This is a genomic window from Oceanispirochaeta sp. M1, from assembly GCF_003346715.1.
GTDB lineage: Bacteria > Spirochaetota > Spirochaetia > DSM-2461 > DSM-2461 > Oceanispirochaeta.
This window is the reverse complement of sequence record NZ_QQPQ01000038.1, coordinates 1-16,138: the sequence shown is the minus strand read 5'-3', so window position 1 is coordinate 16,138 and position 16,138 is coordinate 1. Positions and strand designations below refer to the sequence as shown.

Here is a 16,138-nt window from a genome sequence, read left to right as displayed (position 1 = left end):
GGTAAACGCTTACGTTGCGATTCTAAAAAAAATCAAAGCTCTCTGACTGATTTTCTCTCTGTTATAGAATGTCTCATAATAATACTGTCTGAATGATTTTTACTGAGAAGTACATTCACAGCCTTACTCCCCATCTCTTCAACAGGCTGATGCAATGTGCTGAGAGCTGGAACAGCCATAACTGCATCTAAAGTATCATCATATCCCATAACAGAAATTTCACCGGGTATATTTACTCCCTTCTCATGCAGAAAAGTCAGTGCCCCAAGAGCCATTTCATCACTGGAAGCAAATACAGCGGTCATATCCAGTTTGCGGTTCCACAGTTCAGACATTCCGGCTATACCGCTCTTAAAATGAAAATCACCATAGCTTATATACTCTTCTCTGAAGTCGATACCGAAATCAGCCAAAGCTTCTTTATATCCTTCTATCCTGGGAATTCCGGCAATTCTATCATCAGGGGTCCCTGAAATGAAGCCAATATTTCTGTGTCCCTTGTCTAAAAGGTACTTTGTAGCACTGTAAGAGGCCTGTTTGTCATCTACACGAACAAAAGGAAAGTTAAATGACTGAGAAAATGTTGAGACAAGAACAACCGGAATGGTAAGATCTTTCATGTAACGGCCATACTCTTCAGTTATCCACTCACTGGCAAAAATGATACCTTCAACCCTTTTCTCACTTAAGATTCGAAGGTATTCCAGAGTCCTTTCACCGTTTCTATCAGTATTACAGATAATTACACTGTATCCTTTCTTATGTGCCTCTGTTTCAATTCCATGTATAAGCTGGGATGAATAACGGCTGGATAAAATAGGCAGCAGAACCCCTATTGTCGCGGTCTTGCTGCTTGCGAGTCCCCTGGCCACTGCATTGGGTTTATAACCAAGCTCATCTATGGCTTTCTGAACTTTTATCTTTGTGGCATCAGAAAAACCTGATAGGTTATTAATAATACGCGAAACAGTGGCAGTAGAGACTCCGGCCTTTTTTGCAACATCCGATATTTTAACAGTCATAGATACCTTTTTAGTTTTATTTGAGTAAACGCTTACGTAAGCATATCATCTTTGAAGTAAATGTCAACAAAAAAATATTATACCAGCAGCTCGGGGAGATATTTCAAGTCTGCTGCAGCTGTTGGAACCCCTGTTAATACAGTGGCTGCTGCCTGCACATGATCTTTAATAGAGGGGTCTGCATCTATCTTATCTTTCTGTAGATTCTGAATGTATTGCTGAACGATCACCTTGGCATCATCAACTTTATCTTCAAATATGGAGATCACCGTAGTGGAAAAAATAGACTCCTTGGCACTGCCGTATAGATCCCCGAAGTAGTTGGATTTCACATAACTGTCGATACCCTCTGCTGCAAAGATGGATCTGAGAATCATAAGGTCAGATGGATTAAAGACTTTTAAAAGGTCAACCACAGTCCGGCCACCGGAATGGTTTAAAAAGACTTCATTCATATCAGGGAGATCATCTTCTTTGTTCTGATCGTCCCCCGTTGATGGTGTTTCCCGTCTTTTCAGGACTATGGCCATAACAATTACAATAATTGCAAGCAAGGCATAATGAGAGTAGTTCATATCTATTCCTATTCAAATCTGAGTGAATAATATCACTCCAGTTTTTACGTTGGATGGCCAAAAGGCCTTAATTTTAATTATAGACATTTTCATCGAGTTTGACAGCGGGTAGAAATTGAATCAGGAACTGAATCAGGAACTTCCATTTTGATACAAATGTTCTTTCTGAATAAGTGATATCAAATACGATATCACTTTTCAGCACATTCATAGGACCACAATTGTGATATCACATATGATATCAGGTTGTAATCAGTATATTGACAATTGAAGCCATAGGATTTCCTGGTGTTGGACACATAGGCGGCTGTATGTATGTCGTGGAAATTGATCCGTCGAATCTCCGCAAAGAACGGAGGGCCATGCCGGTTCAACCCACAAAATGTAATCCTCTATTCCGCCGGATTCTTCTCCATTCGGAATTTTGCCGTTTCTGGGATTGTCATGACTCTGATTACCACGGTAATTGTCTCCTTGTATATATATGTAGTGGGGAGGATAACCGGGCTCTACTGAAAAGGCTCTGCACAAGATAATACAAAACTTCATTCTTTTTTTCATATATTCGAATCTATATACAGGAATAGTATATTCGAAAAGGAGTTGAACCATGAAATATCCTGTTGCTGAGAGAGCCCTGAAAAAATGGCAGACTGAACGCCTTGAAAAAATTGATACTGGAGATTCATCGGTTCACTACCGTTTTATTTTTGTGGGTTCAACCTGCAACAACGGCGGAACAGAGTTCAAAGCTCATCTTCATGCAAAGATTTCAGAAGATCATATTATTCAGAAAGCCTGGATTGAAATCCCTGAAGAAGAACAGGAAGGAGCTGCCCTGATGTGCGCCTCCCCCTCTAGTGATCCCGCTAAAGCACAGCCCTTTTTTGAAGGATTTAAGAAGGATGCAAATTTTACAGGCTCTCCACTTGAAGAAATAATACTTGCGGAAGTGCCTTTGAATCATGCCGGCTGCCTCTGTTATCAGCCCATCATAAATCAGAAATGGAAAATGGCACTCAGCACCATGCACTTTGATCTGAACAGCTAAAACGAAGAAACATAAAATACTCCCGAAAGTGATATCACATACAATATCACTTTGTATTGTACTTGCTTTTTTTGATTTTAAGAAAGAAGCTTTTCAACTTTCTCCAGGGTAAGATTTATATGCTGTTCCATGGTCTTCTTAGCCAATAGAGAATCCTTGGAGACTATGGCCTCAAGCATCTTATGATGATCAGCAATACTGGTCTCCAGACTTCCGCGAACATAGCCCGTCTTTGAAAAACTGCGGACTAGAAGAGCATTCAGGTGCTTATAAAGAGTTATCAGGATTTTATTCTCAGTCGCTTCAATGATGGTGCGATGCAGTTCAAAGTCCAGAGTATTATAGGCATCGATATCATTTTCCTCTGCTTTCAGATCCAATTCTTCGATCAACGTGGCGAAATGGGATAGAAATCCTTTTGGAGGATTAGCAGCTATATCGTAAATGCTCTGTGATTCAATGATTCGCCTGGTTTTTGTCAAATCTATCAGCAGATCCCTCTGATTTGAAAAATGAAACACAAAAGAGCCCATCAGGGTCTCCAGGAAATAATCCAGGTTAGTCTCTTTTACATAAACACCCTTACCCTGCTTTGTCTCAACCAGACCTCTAGATTCTAATGAGCGTATGGCCTCTCTGATTGATCGTGTTCCAACTTTTAATTTCTCAGATAGTTCAGCTTGAGAAGGAAGTTTATCCCCGGGTGAAAGATTATTTTCAACAATAATATTTTCCAGAGCATGAGTTACTTCATCTGAGATCTTAATTTTCTTTAGGGGCTCAATTTCTTTTATATGCATCACTTTCCAAATTATAGATAGTTATTATCATTTATTGTACCCCCACATTGACATATGTCAAGACTTAAAACTATTAGTTGACTTGTGTCATAAGTCATAATACAATGTTCTTATCCGGTAAAACCGGTAAATATCTATCGATCCAATTTAAGGAGTCACAATGAAAAAATTATTAAGCCTGATTGTAATCAGTGTATTCGCAATGTCTTTTGCATTTGCAAGTGGACAGTCTGACACAGCTGCTGGAGAAAAAGAGGTTGTGGAAATCAACTTTTCCTCAGTCAGTGTTCCCGGAGATGCTCATACTGAGGCTATGACCGTTTTCAAAGAAGAACTGGAAAAAATTTCTAACGGCACCATGCTTGTCAATGTATATCATTCCGGCCAGCTCTATTCACAGGAAGGTGAACAGGCAGCTGTAAGACAGGGAACTGTTGATATGGTTTATACCAGCGCACCCTGGCTGGCTGAATTTGTCCCCTATCTTTCTATGTTCAGTGCTGTTTATACTTTCCAGGGATATGATCACATGACTAACGTTTTCAACGGCGAAATAGGTGATAAAGTATTTCAGGATGTTGTAGATTCTCAGGGAATCCGTCCCCTTGGTGCTTATTACCTGGGAACAAGACAGCTCAACCTTGTTGAAAAAGTTGGTCCTGTCAGAACTCCTGAAGATATGTCCGGTGTTAAACTGAGAACTCCAGGAAGTCCTTCCTGGATCGCTCTTGGTAAGGCTCTTGGTGGAAATCCTACTCCCATGTCCTTCGGTGAAGTATATATGGGTCTGAAAACCGGTGCTGTTGAAGGTCAGGACAATCCTCTTGGAACAGACAAGAATGCCAAGTTCTACGAAGTTACCAAATATATCGTTCTTACAAACCACGTAGTTGACTCTACATGGCCTACAATCAATGAGAAAAAATGGCAGTCCTTCAGCGATGAGCAGAAGGGATGGGTTCTGGCAGCCGTTGATAAATCCAGAGAATTCTGTGATAAAACCAACCTGGAGACAGAAGCCGGAATCCTTGATTTCTTCAGGGGTGAAGGTATGATCATCATCGAAGATCCCGATGTAGCAGCATTTGCTGAATATGCTAAAAACTCTTACATGACTGAGAGTAAAGATATTTCTGCCGACTGGGACTGGGACCTTTATGACAAGGTTCAGGGAATGGTCAAATAAGATTGATTCTTTTCCCGGTACTAAGCTGAAAGGCTGGTACCGGGATTTATTTATAAAGGTATTTAAATGAAAACAGGATTAAAAAAAGTTGGTAAATTTATTGTAGATACTGTTGAGATCTATATTCCCTTTGCTGCTTTTGTAACACTTTTCAGCGTTTTTCTTATCGGAATTTTTTTCCGGTACTTTCTTAAACCCCTGACCTGGACGCTGGAGCTTTCTTTGATTTGCTTTATATGGACATCCCTTTTAGGCGGTCTTTATGCCAAGAGAGAAGATTCCCATGTAAAATTTACTTTGCTTTATGATGCAGTCAGTCCATTGACTCAGATATGGATGCGAATCTGCGGTCATACCCTTCTGGTTACAGCTTTTATCATAGGTCTGGTTCCCTCATGGAACTATGTCCTTTTTATGGGCTACAAAAAGTCCAACGTTCTTAAGATCCCCATGGATTTAGTATTTTCTCCATTCGTAATATTTCTAGCCTTTATGATCGGACGTTACTCTCTGGATATCTACCGGGATGTACGCAAACTGACCAAGGGAGATCTTTCATGAATTTAGCTCTACTCGTATTTATAATATGTTTTATCCTTATATTCCTTATACGGATACCCATTGCACCAGGTATGCTGATGGCTTCACTCTTTTACTTTGCAATTGCCCAGGGACCGGCTGCCGACCTTAGTATGGCAGCATCTCAGTTCCTTACAAATATGAACTCAAAATTTGTTCTTATTGCTGTTCCCCTATTCGTGTTTATGGCCGAGGTCATGAACAGCGGTAAGGTAACAGATATGATCTTCCGATTTGCCAATGCCATGGTTGGCCGCAAACGAGGAGCCCTTGGTCATGTAAATGTTGTGGCTTCCATAATATTTTCCGGAATGACCGGTTCGGCTCTGGCAGATGCTTCGGGATTGGGAATGATGGAAATCAAAGCCATGAATGACCATGGTTACGAGCGGGGATTCAGTTCTGCAATTACAGCGGCTTCTGCAACAATCGGCCCGATTTTTCCGCCAAGTATTCCAATGATCTTTTATTCTATGCTCTCGGGAGCCTCAATCGGTGCCCTGTTTATGGGAGGAATGGTTCCCGGGATTCTGATCGGTCTGGCTCTGATGGCCTATATCGCTGTAGTTGCCAGGATCAGAGACTACCCCAGGGGTGAAAAACTTGCTCTCCGGGATACCCTTGCCATCACCATCAAATCCTTTCCTGCACTTCTTTCCATTGTTGTTCTTCTGGGAGGAATTTATTCGGGAATCGTTACACCTACCGAGGCCGGTGCCCTGGCCGCTCTATATGCGATACTTATTTCTTTTTTCGTATACAGAGCCATGGGTCCTAAAGATCTGGTTCAGGTGATTTTAAGAACCGTAAAGACCACAGGAACCCTATCTCTGCTGGTTGGGACGGCTTATGCCTTCTCCTACATTGTAGCCATTGAACATATTCCCGCTGCAGTTGCCGGTTGGCTTCTCACGGTAACCCAGAATAAATACGTACTCCTTCTGCTGATCAATATTGTATTTATCATTCTGGGTATGTTTATAGACACGATGTGTATTACCCTCGTATTTATCCCGATTGTACTGCCTCTGGTAAATACTCTTGGAATAGACCTGGTTCACTTCGGTGTTATGATCACACTGAATATGATGATTGGTCTCTCGACGCCGCCCTTCGGAATGCTGTTGTTTGTGGTTTCCGGAATTTCAAAGACCCCTCTAAAAGAAATTATCAAAGAGATTCTGCCCATGCTGCTTGTTCTCTTTGCAGTCCTGTTTATGGTGACCTATATACCCCAGCTTGTTACATTCCTGCCCACCATGGTCGGTATGTAGAATTAAAGGAAAAATTGATGAAAAAAGAAATCGTTAACGGTGTTTACCCCACTATGCTCACACCTTACAATACAGACCAGACCATAGACTATGAGGCTCTTAAGAGACTTATAGAGTGGTATATAGACAGAGGTATAGATGGACTGTTCGCAGTCTGTCAGTCAAGTGATATGTTTGAACTGAGCCGTGATGAACGAGTAGAGCTATGCCGTAATACTGTTAAAATTGCAGATGGCCGCTATCCAGTGATGGCATCGGGTCATGTATCAGATACAATTGAAGGCCAGATCAATGATATGCAGGCTATTGCAGAGACCGGTGCGGATGCACTGGTTCTGGTCAGCAATCGTCTGGCAGCCCCCTGGGAAGATGATAAAGTCTGGTTGAATAACCTGAACAAACTGATGAAAGGTCTGCCTGAAGACCTGCCCCTGGGTTTCTATGAGTGCCCTTATCCCTACAAACGGATACTCTCGGCAGAAGTCGTAAAAGAGCTGATTGCCATGGGTCGTTTTGAGTTTATTAAAGACACCTGCTGTGATCCGGAAATGATAAAGGAACGGGCCGCCCTCTCCAAAGGAACAAAGCTGAAGTTTTTCAATGCCAATGCAGCAACTCTTCTGATGAGCCTGAAAGAGGGATTTTCCGGATACAGCGGTATAATGACTAACTTTCACAGCGATCTGTATTACAAACTCTGTCATGACTGGGAAAAGATGGGCCAGGAAGCCGAAGAGCTGCAGAACTATCTTGGATGTTCCTCCACTATAGAGAATCAGTTCTATCCGGCCAATGCCAGATACAATCTGATAAAAGAGGGAGTGATGACAAACCTTGTGAGCCGTCGCCAGGATGCAAGACTCCGTCAGATGACCGAATCTCAGAAGCTGGAGATTGAACAGTTTTATGCGGTATCTCAACAGATGAGCCTGAAATACAGAGGCGCCTGAAAATTTTGAATACATCAATACAGCTCAGAAATCATATTCCCCTTGCAGGGGCTGCGACACGTGAGCCCTGCACAGGAGATGAATCCTCCTTGAGAGTTTCTCTGGGGTTCACTCCACGCTGGTATAATAAGAGACTGGGCATAGATTTTTCACGTCCATGGCATGAAGATCCTGTCTACCGTTATGAATCTCTGGTCAAAATGCGCTCCCACCTGAGTGAAGTTTTTCCCATGATCCCTTATTTTTCACTTGAGGATAGGGATGGGATTTATCCCGAATGTGCCACCATCTCCAGTGTGTATGGAATTCTTCTGATATCTATGCTTTATGGGATAGAACCTGTCTATATGTCGGACAACTGGCCTGACGGAGATCCCGAAAGCCGGCCCTCCAAAGAGACTCTTGCGGCTCTTGAACCCTTTGACCTTGAGAGTCATCCTGTGATGCAGAATCTTCTCAAGCAGATGGACCGTCTTGAAGAACTCTATGGAGAGATCCGGGGCTATCTGAACTATCAGGGGATTCTGAATATAGCTATGAAGATTCGTGGACAGGAACTGTTTATGGATATGATAGACGATCCGGACTTCGCGCATCATCTTTTTGCTCACATAGCAGACACCATTGGAAGAACTGCAAAAATCATACAGGCTCGTCAGAGACGTTCCGGCTTTGAAGTGAATCTTTTATCTATGAGCAACTGTGTGATGAGCATGATCTCTTCACAGATGTATGAGGAATTTATCCTGCCCCTGGATCAGTCTCTCTCAAAGGGATTTGACCGTTTCGGTGTTCATACCTGTAACTGGGTAGCCGATCCCTATCTCGATTCCCTTAGAAAGATCGATAAAATGGGTTATCTGGATACGGGTCTTCATTCAGATCTGCCGCGTATGAGAGAAATGTTCCCTGATGCACGAAGAGCAGTACTCTTCATGCCTACAGAAATAGAATCCATGCCCATACATGAGCTTGAAAATACCGTACAGAAAGTAGCCGGGGAATACGCACCCTGTGATCTTGTTCTGGCTGATATTGAAAATACAACAGAAGATCAGCGGATCAGAGATTTCATTAAATTGGCTGAAAAATACAGTCTACAGTAAATACATAAAGAGGAATAATAAATGAAAATCAGTTATGAAGATATGCTCAAACTCAAGAGATGGAACACCCCCACCATTTATAACGGATGGGAGATCATCTCTGAAAATGACAGGTCTGGTAACTACTTCAACAGAGAAGAAACCAGAGACTTCATGCCTGCCCAGGGCCCCATGGTCGGTCAGGCAGTCACTGTAAGTTGTGAACCATCAAATAGAAGCCACTCCTTCAGAGAGGGTGTCTGGAAAGAGTACTATACCTGGGTGGCTTCACAGGATGGTCCTAAGATTGTTGTCGTTCAAGACCTGGATAAACCCAACTTCATCGGTGCTTTCTGGGGCGAGGTAAACAGCAATATTCACAGAGCCCTGGGCTGTGTGGGAACAATTACTGACGGAGCCGTCAGAGATGTTGATGAGATGATGAATGCCGGATTCAAGGCTCTTGCATCCCGTATGTGTGTAGGTCATGCCTGGAGTGTTCCCGTGAGCTGGGGAGAGACTGTAAGTGTATTCGGATGCCCCGTTTCTACGGGTGATCTGATTCATGCTGATAAACATGGATTCCTGATTATTCCCGAGGAAGATCAATCCCGCCTGCTGGAATCGGTCATATTTATGGATAACAACGAATGCAACACAGTCATTCCTGCTGCCAGGGGTAAAGCCGGGCGTTCTATTGAAGAAATACTTTCAGACATTACAAAGGCGTCTAAGGAATTTGGAACAGCAGCTAAGAACTTTGCAGGAAAAAAAGGCGAGTGGTAAGATGAATCCGATAAAGGATCTCAGGGGGATTATTACAGTCCTCAACACCCCTTTTACATCGGATGACAAGCTGGATATACAGTCTCTTCTGAAGAATGTCCTTCTGGCAATAGAGAGCGGTGTGGCCGGTTTTCTGGTTCCGGCAATGGCATCAGAGGTAAGTAAACTTTCTGAATCCGAAAAGAATGAAATGGTTATTAGAGTCGTTGAGGCAGCCGATGGCAGAGCTGCTGTTATCGGCGGAACCTCAGCATCATCCAAAGAGGAAATGCTTCGCCTGGCTGAATCCAATCTTAAGGCAGGCTGTCAGGGGATTCTTGCGAATATCCCTTATGAGAATGACGAACAGTATGAAGATGCTGTCCGAAATCTGGACGCTCTTAAACCGGACTTCCTGATGCTTCAGGATTGGGACTTCAGCGGCTGGGGACTCCCTACTTCGTTGATTGAGTCACTGTTCAGGGAGATCCCTTCCTTCAAATGTCTTAAAATTGAAACCGTCCCTGCGGGAGTGAAATACTCAGAGATACTCGATAAAACAGAGGGAAAACTCCATCTGTCCGGCGGCTGGGCAGTATCCCAGATGCTCGAGGGTCTGGAACGTGGTGTCCATGCATTTATGCCTACAGGAATGCACAGAATCTACTGCGGGATCTTCGAATATTTCCACTCTGACAGAAAAAAAGAAGCTCGTGAGCTCTTTGAGAAGCTCCAGCCTGTTCTTGCATTCTCAAACCAGCATCTGGATATTTCTATCCACTTCTTCAAGAGACTTCTATGGAAACAGGGAGTGTACAACACTCCCTCAGTACGAAAACCGATACTTCCATTCGACAATATTCATCTTGCTGAGGCGGATTATCACATTCAAAAAATAATTGAACTTGAAAGGAATCTTAAGGTATGACTGGCAGAGAATTAAAAGAAGCAATGCAGAGAAATGAGCGAGTCTACAGCACTCTGATTACTGTAACAGATCCGAAATGGATCGATACGTTCAAATCTATGGGCCTGGACTTTGTATTTATCGACATGGAGCATATTCCAATAAATCTGAGAGATGTATCTACTCTTTGTCATCAATTCAGTTCAATGGACACAGCCCCGGTAGTTCGTATTCCTGATCCCGATCCCTATAAGGCCTGTGTTGCCCTGGATGCGGGTGCCACAGGGATTCTAGCTCCCTATATTGAAACAGAAGATCAGGTGAGAAACTTGATCGGTGCAGTTAAATACAAACCTCTGAAGGGTCAAAAGCTGGAGCAGTTCCTGATAGGAGAGACCAGGCTTGAGGATAAGTTACTGGATTATCTTAATGATAAGAATCAGGACAATGTTCTTTTTATAAATATTGAGAGCCTTTCTGCAGTGGAGAACCTGGATAAGCTTCTCTCCTTCCCCGAACTGGACGGCATTATCATCGGCCCCCATGATTTATCATGCTCTCTTGATATTCCTGAGGAATATGAGAATCCTCTGTTTCTGGAAACTATTGACCGAATCATTAAGATCGCTGTGAAACACAAAAAATCTGTAGGTTATCACAAGGGTTATGCAGCCGGAGATACTGAGCAGATGATCCAATGGGCCGAACAGGGGATGAATATTCTGATTCATGAAGGAGATCTCATTGCAGCAGGTTCAAAGCTGAATAATGATATTACTCATATGCGAAAGAGACTGAATGATGAGAAACAAATAGATCATGAAACTCTGAGCATATAGCTCCTGGAAGCAGTACTCCCCAAATTTCAGCATAAAATACAATAAAAAAAAGCCGGCTCCCTTTACTGAATAAAGAGGGAGCCGGAATAATCATAATACTAATATTTATTTCTTAAGCTCTATCATCTGATGTCCATGCAGTTCAGGTACTGTAAATATCAGTCTTCCATTTTTGATCTCAGATTTCAGTTCAACATCTTCTGGAACAAGAACAGCACTGCTGACTGCTTCAGAAAGTTTGATACTCAGTTCTGTGTTATACAGAGGGATAACATCCTGAATACTGTCAAACTTAACTCCTCTTCTTTCAGGAATATAATGAAGCATATGCAGAACATAAGAATCTTTGTCCACCAGCTGATTTACCGTTACTACCAGGGAGCTGGGACCATTATGCTCAACAATTTTGTCAGGTATCAACATATCAATGGCATTCTTAACAAGAGTTTTACACCATAGAGGATCCATCTCATGATAAGTTGTAAAAACCGGATGGATAAAATGTATTTTTCTGCCGTTCTTCAGGATTCCGGGATACCCACGCCTGCCGGAAGATGGGCTGTGCTGATGAGAACAGAAGTGTTCCCATGTTCTATTGAAATACGGTTCGTTTACCCAACAAAGCACATCGGTTCCGTCTTCAGCTTTAACGCACTCAGCCTGTTGATACATCACATAATCAACATCTTCAAGATCCTTGAGCATATCCCCTTCGGGTACTATGAAATCCGGGCAGAATGGAGATGTGCCGGTACTGGAAACACCGGGATTGAAATGTACATAATCCTGTGACTCTGAATTACGGCCGGATCTGTAGCTGGAAAGAACTGCCCCGCCTTTACTGACAAAGTCATCAAGCTTCTTACCGGTTTCCATATCATCAATCATGACATTATCCGGCAGAATGACAATCCTGTATTTTGAAAAGTCCTCAGTTTCATCAATTATATTAAACTGATAACCCAGCTCCTGCAGCATACGGGTACAGCCGGAAATATCCGGAGACAATCCGCCGTTCGCAGAACCCTCAAAACGATCAGGTGAAAATACAGCCATTTCAACAACAGGTTCTACTTCCCGACACCAGGGTTCTTTCTTCTCGACCTGTTCATAAACTCCGCCGATGAGCTTATAGCTTGGTTCAGACAACTTTCCCAGAGGATCCAGCTGATCACCTATTGAGCAGGCTGCCCCGAAGGCGAGAGATCTGAAACATTCAAATTCCAGGGATGCTTTGGTTTTTAATGAGTTGAAATCCCCCCAGGAGGTATGAAACTTTCCTGTCTGTCCGATGCATGGAACCCCCAGTGTTCTGGCATATCTTATGGTAATTGGAAAATCCCAATAGCCCCAGCCTCCTCCGGGAAGTGATTCCAGCTCAAGATGTGTAAATCCATCAATGATATCTCTGTGACTTAAGCGGACATGACTATGGTTATAGTAAATACCTGCATCAGGCCTTACTTTTCTTATTTCAGAACTGATAAATTCTGTAAACTCTTTTATAACCAGGCGCATATATTTCCTGCGTCCTTCACTGCTTGTTGGATCTATGCCTTCTCGCACCATCCCCTTTCGACACTCAACACAGGAGCATTCCCGGGAATTGATAATATCCAGAAACAAGCCGTCGGCATCGGGATACATCTCCAGTACTTCCAGAGCCTGCTCGAGTACCAGGTTACGATAAGCTGTATTAAGACATAACTGTCTATAAAATCCTGCCTCATATGGTCCTGTACCGTACTGTCTACCATTTTCATCAAGCACCAACCAACCTGGATTCTCATTGGCCGAGAAATGGTCCCATTGGAGAGGCAGATATACCGGTACTTTAATACCCGCTTCCTTACAGGCCTTGATCTGTTCGCCAAGAAGATCGGATTTCTCCAAATGGGGATGGATTCTCTCTTTAAACTTTTTTGAAGGATAGTACAGCCATCCATGATGACATCGTGAAAAGCATGTTATTGAATCCACATGAGCCTTTTTCAATGTCTGAGCAAATTCCTCAGCATTGAAATCTCTACCTATATGGGGAATATTCTCACTCGTATGAAAATCCAGGTGTATTTGTCTGAGTCTCATTATTTTTCCTTTATTATTTTAGATGTTGGAAGGCCTGATCCAGGTCTTCCATCAGTAATTCTGGTTCTTCCAGGCCCAGATGCAGCCGCACCATGGAGGGATCACCTTTGTTTGTGGCCAATACGGGGAAAACCAGACTTTCATAACCACCCCAGCTGACTCCAATATGAAAATTCTTCAATGATTCAACCATGGCAGTGATATGGGATGGATCTTTATTTTCCATTTTTATTGAGAGCAGACCCGGTCCACCGGTCATCTGTTCTTTGGCAAGTTCATACTGATCATGGGAAGGATGCATTGGATAGAAGACCTTCTCTACAGCTTTATGGTGATCCAGAAAATCAGTAAGCTTTAATGCTGTACTGTGATGTTCAGCCAGCCTGACACGAAGTGTTCTCATCCCTCTCAGGATCAACCATGCCTGGAATGGGTCAGGAACTGTTCCCAGCGGTAAAAACTCCGTATTGAAAATATGATCAATATCCGCACTGCTTCCTGCTACAATTCCACCGATAATATCACTGTGCCCGCCCAGATATTTGGATGCAGAATGGACAACCAGATCAATGCCGAATTCTATTGGATTCTGATACAGAGGTGTTGCCCAGGTATTATCAATTATTGTTTTGAGATCATTATCTTTTGCTATTGCTGCTATTTCCCTAAGATCAAGAACACGGAATGTAATTGAACTGGGACTCTCAAGATAAATCAGTTTTGTATTGGGGCGGATTGAGTTTTTTAGTTCCTCAAGATTACAGCCGTCTATAAAAGAAACTTCCACTCCAAAACGACTTAAATAAGTGCTGCAGATATATTGAGCCCAGCCATAGCTGTCATTGGTGCAGATTATATGATCACCCTGTTTTACAAAGCCCATAATTGATGCAGCAATGGCCGAAACCCCGGCTGACATCAATTTTGCTTTATCGGTCTTTTCCAGAAAAGCTACTTTTTTCTCCACTTCCTGTACGGTAGGATTATTTCCCCTTGTATAAAGATTGCTGTTCAGCTCATCCGCCATAGCAACTTCTATGGATTTTACATCGGGAAATGTAAAAAGCGATGTTTGATATATTGGAGGTGCCATGGGGCTGCTTGTCCCTGCGTAAGGTTCATCCTTAGTAAGAACGGAACCCAGCTCAAGTAGATCATTCATCCCTTAACCCCTCCGTCAGTCAGTCCGGAAACAATATATTTCTGTCCTATGGCAAAGATCAGCATGGTCGGCAGTAGAGCCATCACAAGTCCGGCACTCATTACATCCCAGCTTATTCCAGCTTTAGAGATAAAAGAGTTCAGTGAAACGGGAACTGTCATTTTTTCCGGTGTGGAAATAAAGAGAATGGCAATAAATAGTTCATTCCAGATATTTACGAAGGCAAAGCTGAAGATTGCAGTTAATCCGGGGGCCATCAGGGGCAGTATAATTTTGAAAAGAGATTGAGAAGCCGAACATCCGTCTATTTCAGCAGCCTCTTCCAGGCTGGAGGGTATTCTGTCAAAGAAGCTTTTCGCCATTATGGCACAGAAAGCCAGCACTGTGACCATGTATACAATACTGAGAACCAGCAGACTGTCGATACCTCCGACTTTCACCATCATCATATACAGTGGTGTCATAAGAATAAATGTAGGGACCATCTGAGTAAAATAAAGTAGCATAATAAGGGACTTTTTGATCTTCTTCTGACTGAACCGGGACAAGGCGTAACCACTGAAGATTGAGCAGATCATGGCACCTAATGCACCCAGTGTCGTCACCAGAAAACTGTTTCTGAAATACAATCCGAAATTAGCAAATTCAAACAGTTTTCTGTAACTATCAAATGAAGGAGAGGAAGGGAGATATCTAATTGGAAAAGTATATATCTCCTTTGTATCTTTCAGTGAAGTAACAATGATCCAATAAAGAGGACCCACCGCAAAAATAAAGAATAAAGCAAGAGCTATTACACGCCCTGTTTTTTTCAAATAATCTTTTTTCATAATTCAAGCTCTTTTTTATTTGTCATTGATAAATATGTTGTTGTACAAATCAATAATATGACCATTATCATGACACCGATTGCAGCGCCCTGGCCATAATTGAACTCTTTATAGATCTTATTGATCATATAGGTAGCCAGAATATTAGTTGAGTTTGCAGGCCCTCCGTTTGTCATACCATAGATGATTTCCGGAAAGTTCATTATCCACATCATCCTGAGCAGAGTTGTGCTTATAATGGTTGCACTGATAAAGGGGATTGTTACATTGAACAGCTGTGACCAGGGACCTGCACCGTCCATTCTGGCAGCTTCATACAGTTCTGCTGGAACTGACTGAAGCGCAGCCAGCAGCATAATACCGAAGAAAGGAATTCCGTACCAGACATTTGCAATGATTACGGAGATCATGGCATATCTTGGATCGGATAAAAATCCGATAGGAGTCTTTATAAGATGAAATCTCATTAGAAGATCATTAATCAGTCCGAACTGTCCATTAAACATCCAGGACCAGATAAGTCCGATGGCAAAACCTGAAACGGCCCAGGTATAAAAAACAAGACTAGTATACACTCCTCTGCCTTTGAATGGTTTACGAAGCAGAAGTGCAAGAGAAAATCCTAATACAAACTGAAGTGCCAGAGAGACAAAAACCCAGGTAAATGTATTATAGAGAACCTCCATAAATGGAAAAGCCCTGTCATTGATAATGTCTTTATAGTTCTGGAACCCATTGAAGTGAATATCCATGATATTGAACATATTGTAGTTCTGAAAGGCGATGATAATGCCCTTTAAAACCGGAATGTAAACTAATAATGTGATCAATAAAAGTGTTGGAGCAATATATCCCCATGTCTTTCTCTGATTCATTTTAAATGCTCCTTCTTATTAAAAGGGGCTGTTGCAAAAGTCTAATTAGACTAAAGCGACAGCCCTTTTCTTTTTCAAAACAATTATTCGAAAGTCTTTAAATGTAAAAAGGGGCCGCAAAGCGACCCCATCGTGCTACAATTTGTTTAA

At 42.4% G+C, this 16,138-nt stretch carries 16 protein-coding genes; 9 read left to right on the top strand and 7 right to left on the bottom strand.

The annotated features are described in order from the left end of the window. Positions 1-32 precede the first annotated feature (32 nt). Both DV872_RS20630 and DV872_RS20625 read right to left on the bottom strand, forming a co-directional pair. Complete coding sequence (locus DV872_RS20630) at positions 33-1,022, bottom strand: LacI family DNA-binding transcriptional regulator (RefSeq protein ID WP_114631862.1); 990 nt, start codon at positions 1,020-1,022, stop codon at positions 33-35. A gap of 77 nt (positions 1,023-1,099) precedes the next feature. Next, entirely contained in the window at positions 1,100-1,597 is a 498-nt protein-coding gene (locus DV872_RS20625; protein WP_114631861.1) for a hypothetical protein, read from the bottom strand. Positions 1,598-2,207: 610 nt separating this feature from the next. Here DV872_RS20625 and DV872_RS20615 point away from each other — a divergent pair. Continuing rightward, positions 2,208-2,648 carry a hypothetical protein gene (locus tag DV872_RS20615; protein ID WP_114631859.1) on the top strand — a complete coding sequence of 147 codons (441 nt, stop codon included), beginning with the start codon at positions 2,208-2,210 and terminating at the stop codon, positions 2,646-2,648. A 77-nt stretch (positions 2,649-2,725) separates the two neighbouring features. On the opposite strand, the gene DV872_RS20610 is transcribed toward DV872_RS20615, so the two are convergent. Continuing rightward, positions 2,726-3,448: a FadR/GntR family transcriptional regulator gene (locus tag DV872_RS20610; RefSeq protein ID WP_216664426.1), complete on the bottom strand. Its 723-nt coding sequence runs from the start codon at positions 3,446-3,448 to the stop codon at positions 2,726-2,728. A gap of 160 nt (positions 3,449-3,608) precedes the next feature. Between DV872_RS20610 and DV872_RS20605 the strand changes: the two genes are divergently transcribed. The 8 genes from DV872_RS20605 (at position 3,609) to DV872_RS20570 (ending at position 11,033) form a co-directional block, all read left to right on the top strand. Then, positions 3,609-4,634, top strand: coding sequence for a sialic acid TRAP transporter substrate-binding protein SiaP (locus DV872_RS20605; RefSeq protein ID WP_114631858.1), 1,026 nt, complete (start codon positions 3,609-3,611; stop codon positions 4,632-4,634). A 66-nt stretch (positions 4,635-4,700) separates the two neighbouring features. Further along, entirely contained in the window at positions 4,701-5,195 is a 495-nt protein-coding gene (locus DV872_RS20600; RefSeq protein ID WP_114631857.1) for a TRAP transporter small permease, read from the top strand. Next, positions 5,192-6,487 carry a TRAP transporter large permease gene (locus DV872_RS20595; protein ID WP_114631856.1) on the top strand — a complete coding sequence of 432 codons (1,296 nt, stop codon included), beginning with the start codon at positions 5,192-5,194 and terminating at the stop codon, positions 6,485-6,487. The genes DV872_RS20600 and DV872_RS20595 overlap by 4 nt, the downstream gene beginning before the upstream one ends. A gap of 17 nt (positions 6,488-6,504) precedes the next feature. After that, positions 6,505-7,437 carry a dihydrodipicolinate synthase family protein gene (locus DV872_RS20590; protein ID WP_114631855.1) on the top strand — a complete coding sequence of 311 codons (933 nt, stop codon included), beginning with the start codon at positions 6,505-6,507 and terminating at the stop codon, positions 7,435-7,437. 5 nt (positions 7,438-7,442) lie between these two features. After that, positions 7,443-8,543 (top strand): uroporphyrinogen decarboxylase family protein, encoded by a 1,101-nt coding sequence (locus tag DV872_RS20585; RefSeq protein WP_114631854.1) that lies wholly within the window; start codon positions 7,443-7,445, stop codon positions 8,541-8,543. A gap of 21 nt (positions 8,544-8,564) precedes the next feature. Beyond that, positions 8,565-9,308: an RraA family protein gene (locus DV872_RS20580; protein ID WP_114631853.1), complete on the top strand. Its 744-nt coding sequence runs from the start codon at positions 8,565-8,567 to the stop codon at positions 9,306-9,308. Between the two features lies 1 nt (position 9,309). Beyond that, the gene (locus DV872_RS20575) at positions 9,310-10,215 is read left to right on the top strand and encodes a dihydrodipicolinate synthase family protein (protein ID WP_114631852.1); all 906 of its coding nucleotides are present in this window, start codon (positions 9,310-9,312) and stop codon (positions 10,213-10,215) included. Further along, positions 10,212-11,033 (top strand): HpcH/HpaI aldolase/citrate lyase family protein, encoded by an 822-nt coding sequence (locus tag DV872_RS20570; RefSeq protein ID WP_114631851.1) that lies wholly within the window; start codon positions 10,212-10,214, stop codon positions 11,031-11,033. The genes DV872_RS20575 and DV872_RS20570 overlap by 4 nt, the downstream gene beginning before the upstream one ends. Before the next feature lie 105 nt (positions 11,034-11,138). Here DV872_RS20570 and DV872_RS20565 read toward each other — a convergent pair whose 3' ends face one another. Genes DV872_RS20565 through DV872_RS20550 form a run of 4 tightly spaced genes read right to left on the bottom strand, consistent with a single transcriptional unit; the run spans position 11,139 to position 15,988 of the window. After that, a complete protein-coding gene (locus DV872_RS20565) occupies positions 11,139-13,121 on the bottom strand; it encodes a beta-galactosidase trimerization domain-containing protein (RefSeq protein WP_114631850.1) in 1,983 nt (660 codons plus the stop codon). Positions 13,122-13,134: 13 nt separating this feature from the next. Beyond that, positions 13,135-14,283 carry an aminotransferase class I/II-fold pyridoxal phosphate-dependent enzyme gene (locus tag DV872_RS20560; RefSeq protein ID WP_114631849.1) on the bottom strand — a complete coding sequence of 383 codons (1,149 nt, stop codon included), beginning with the start codon at positions 14,281-14,283 and terminating at the stop codon, positions 13,135-13,137. Further along, positions 14,280-15,113, bottom strand: coding sequence for a carbohydrate ABC transporter permease (locus DV872_RS20555; protein ID WP_114631848.1), 834 nt, complete (start codon positions 15,111-15,113; stop codon positions 14,280-14,282). Before DV872_RS20555 ends, DV872_RS20560 begins: the two co-directional genes overlap by 4 nt. Then, complete coding sequence (locus DV872_RS20550) at positions 15,110-15,988, bottom strand: carbohydrate ABC transporter permease (RefSeq protein ID WP_114631847.1); 879 nt, start codon at positions 15,986-15,988, stop codon at positions 15,110-15,112. Before DV872_RS20550 ends, DV872_RS20555 begins: the two co-directional genes overlap by 4 nt. Positions 15,989-16,138 lie beyond the last annotated feature (150 nt).

What these genes read in the sequence shown, in the direction of transcription:
- DV872_RS20630 (WP_114631862.1), bottom strand. Translation starts at nt 1,022, where the DNA reads ATGACTGTTAAAATATCGGATGTTGCAAAAAAGGCCGGAGTCTCTACT.
- DV872_RS20625 (WP_114631861.1), bottom strand. Translation starts at nt 1,597, where the DNA reads ATGAACTACTCTCATTATGCCTTGCTTGCAATTATTGTAATTGTTATG.
- DV872_RS20615 (WP_114631859.1), top strand. Translation starts at nt 2,208, where the DNA reads ATGAAATATCCTGTTGCTGAGAGAGCCCTGAAAAAATGGCAGACTGAA.
- DV872_RS20610 (WP_216664426.1), bottom strand. Translation starts at nt 3,448, where the DNA reads ATGCATATAAAAGAAATTGAGCCCCTAAAGAAAATTAAGATCTCAGAT.
- DV872_RS20605 (WP_114631858.1), top strand. Translation starts at nt 3,609, where the DNA reads ATGAAAAAATTATTAAGCCTGATTGTAATCAGTGTATTCGCAATGTCT.
- DV872_RS20600 (WP_114631857.1), top strand. Translation starts at nt 4,701, where the DNA reads ATGAAAACAGGATTAAAAAAAGTTGGTAAATTTATTGTAGATACTGTT.
- DV872_RS20595 (WP_114631856.1), top strand. Translation starts at nt 5,192, where the DNA reads ATGAATTTAGCTCTACTCGTATTTATAATATGTTTTATCCTTATATTC.
- DV872_RS20590 (WP_114631855.1), top strand. Translation starts at nt 6,505, where the DNA reads ATGAAAAAAGAAATCGTTAACGGTGTTTACCCCACTATGCTCACACCT.
- DV872_RS20580 (WP_114631853.1), top strand. Translation starts at nt 8,565, where the DNA reads ATGAAAATCAGTTATGAAGATATGCTCAAACTCAAGAGATGGAACACC.
- DV872_RS20575 (WP_114631852.1), top strand. Translation starts at nt 9,310, where the DNA reads ATGAATCCGATAAAGGATCTCAGGGGGATTATTACAGTCCTCAACACC.
- DV872_RS20570 (WP_114631851.1), top strand. Translation starts at nt 10,212, where the DNA reads ATGACTGGCAGAGAATTAAAAGAAGCAATGCAGAGAAATGAGCGAGTC.
- DV872_RS20565 (WP_114631850.1), bottom strand. Translation starts at nt 13,121, where the DNA reads ATGAGACTCAGACAAATACACCTGGATTTTCATACGAGTGAGAATATT.
- DV872_RS20560 (WP_114631849.1), bottom strand. Translation starts at nt 14,283, where the DNA reads ATGAATGATCTACTTGAGCTGGGTTCCGTTCTTACTAAGGATGAACCT.
- DV872_RS20555 (WP_114631848.1), bottom strand. Translation starts at nt 15,113, where the DNA reads ATGAAAAAAGATTATTTGAAAAAAACAGGGCGTGTAATAGCTCTTGCT.
- DV872_RS20550 (WP_114631847.1), bottom strand. Translation starts at nt 15,988, where the DNA reads ATGAATCAGAGAAAGACATGGGGATATATTGCTCCAACACTTTTATTG.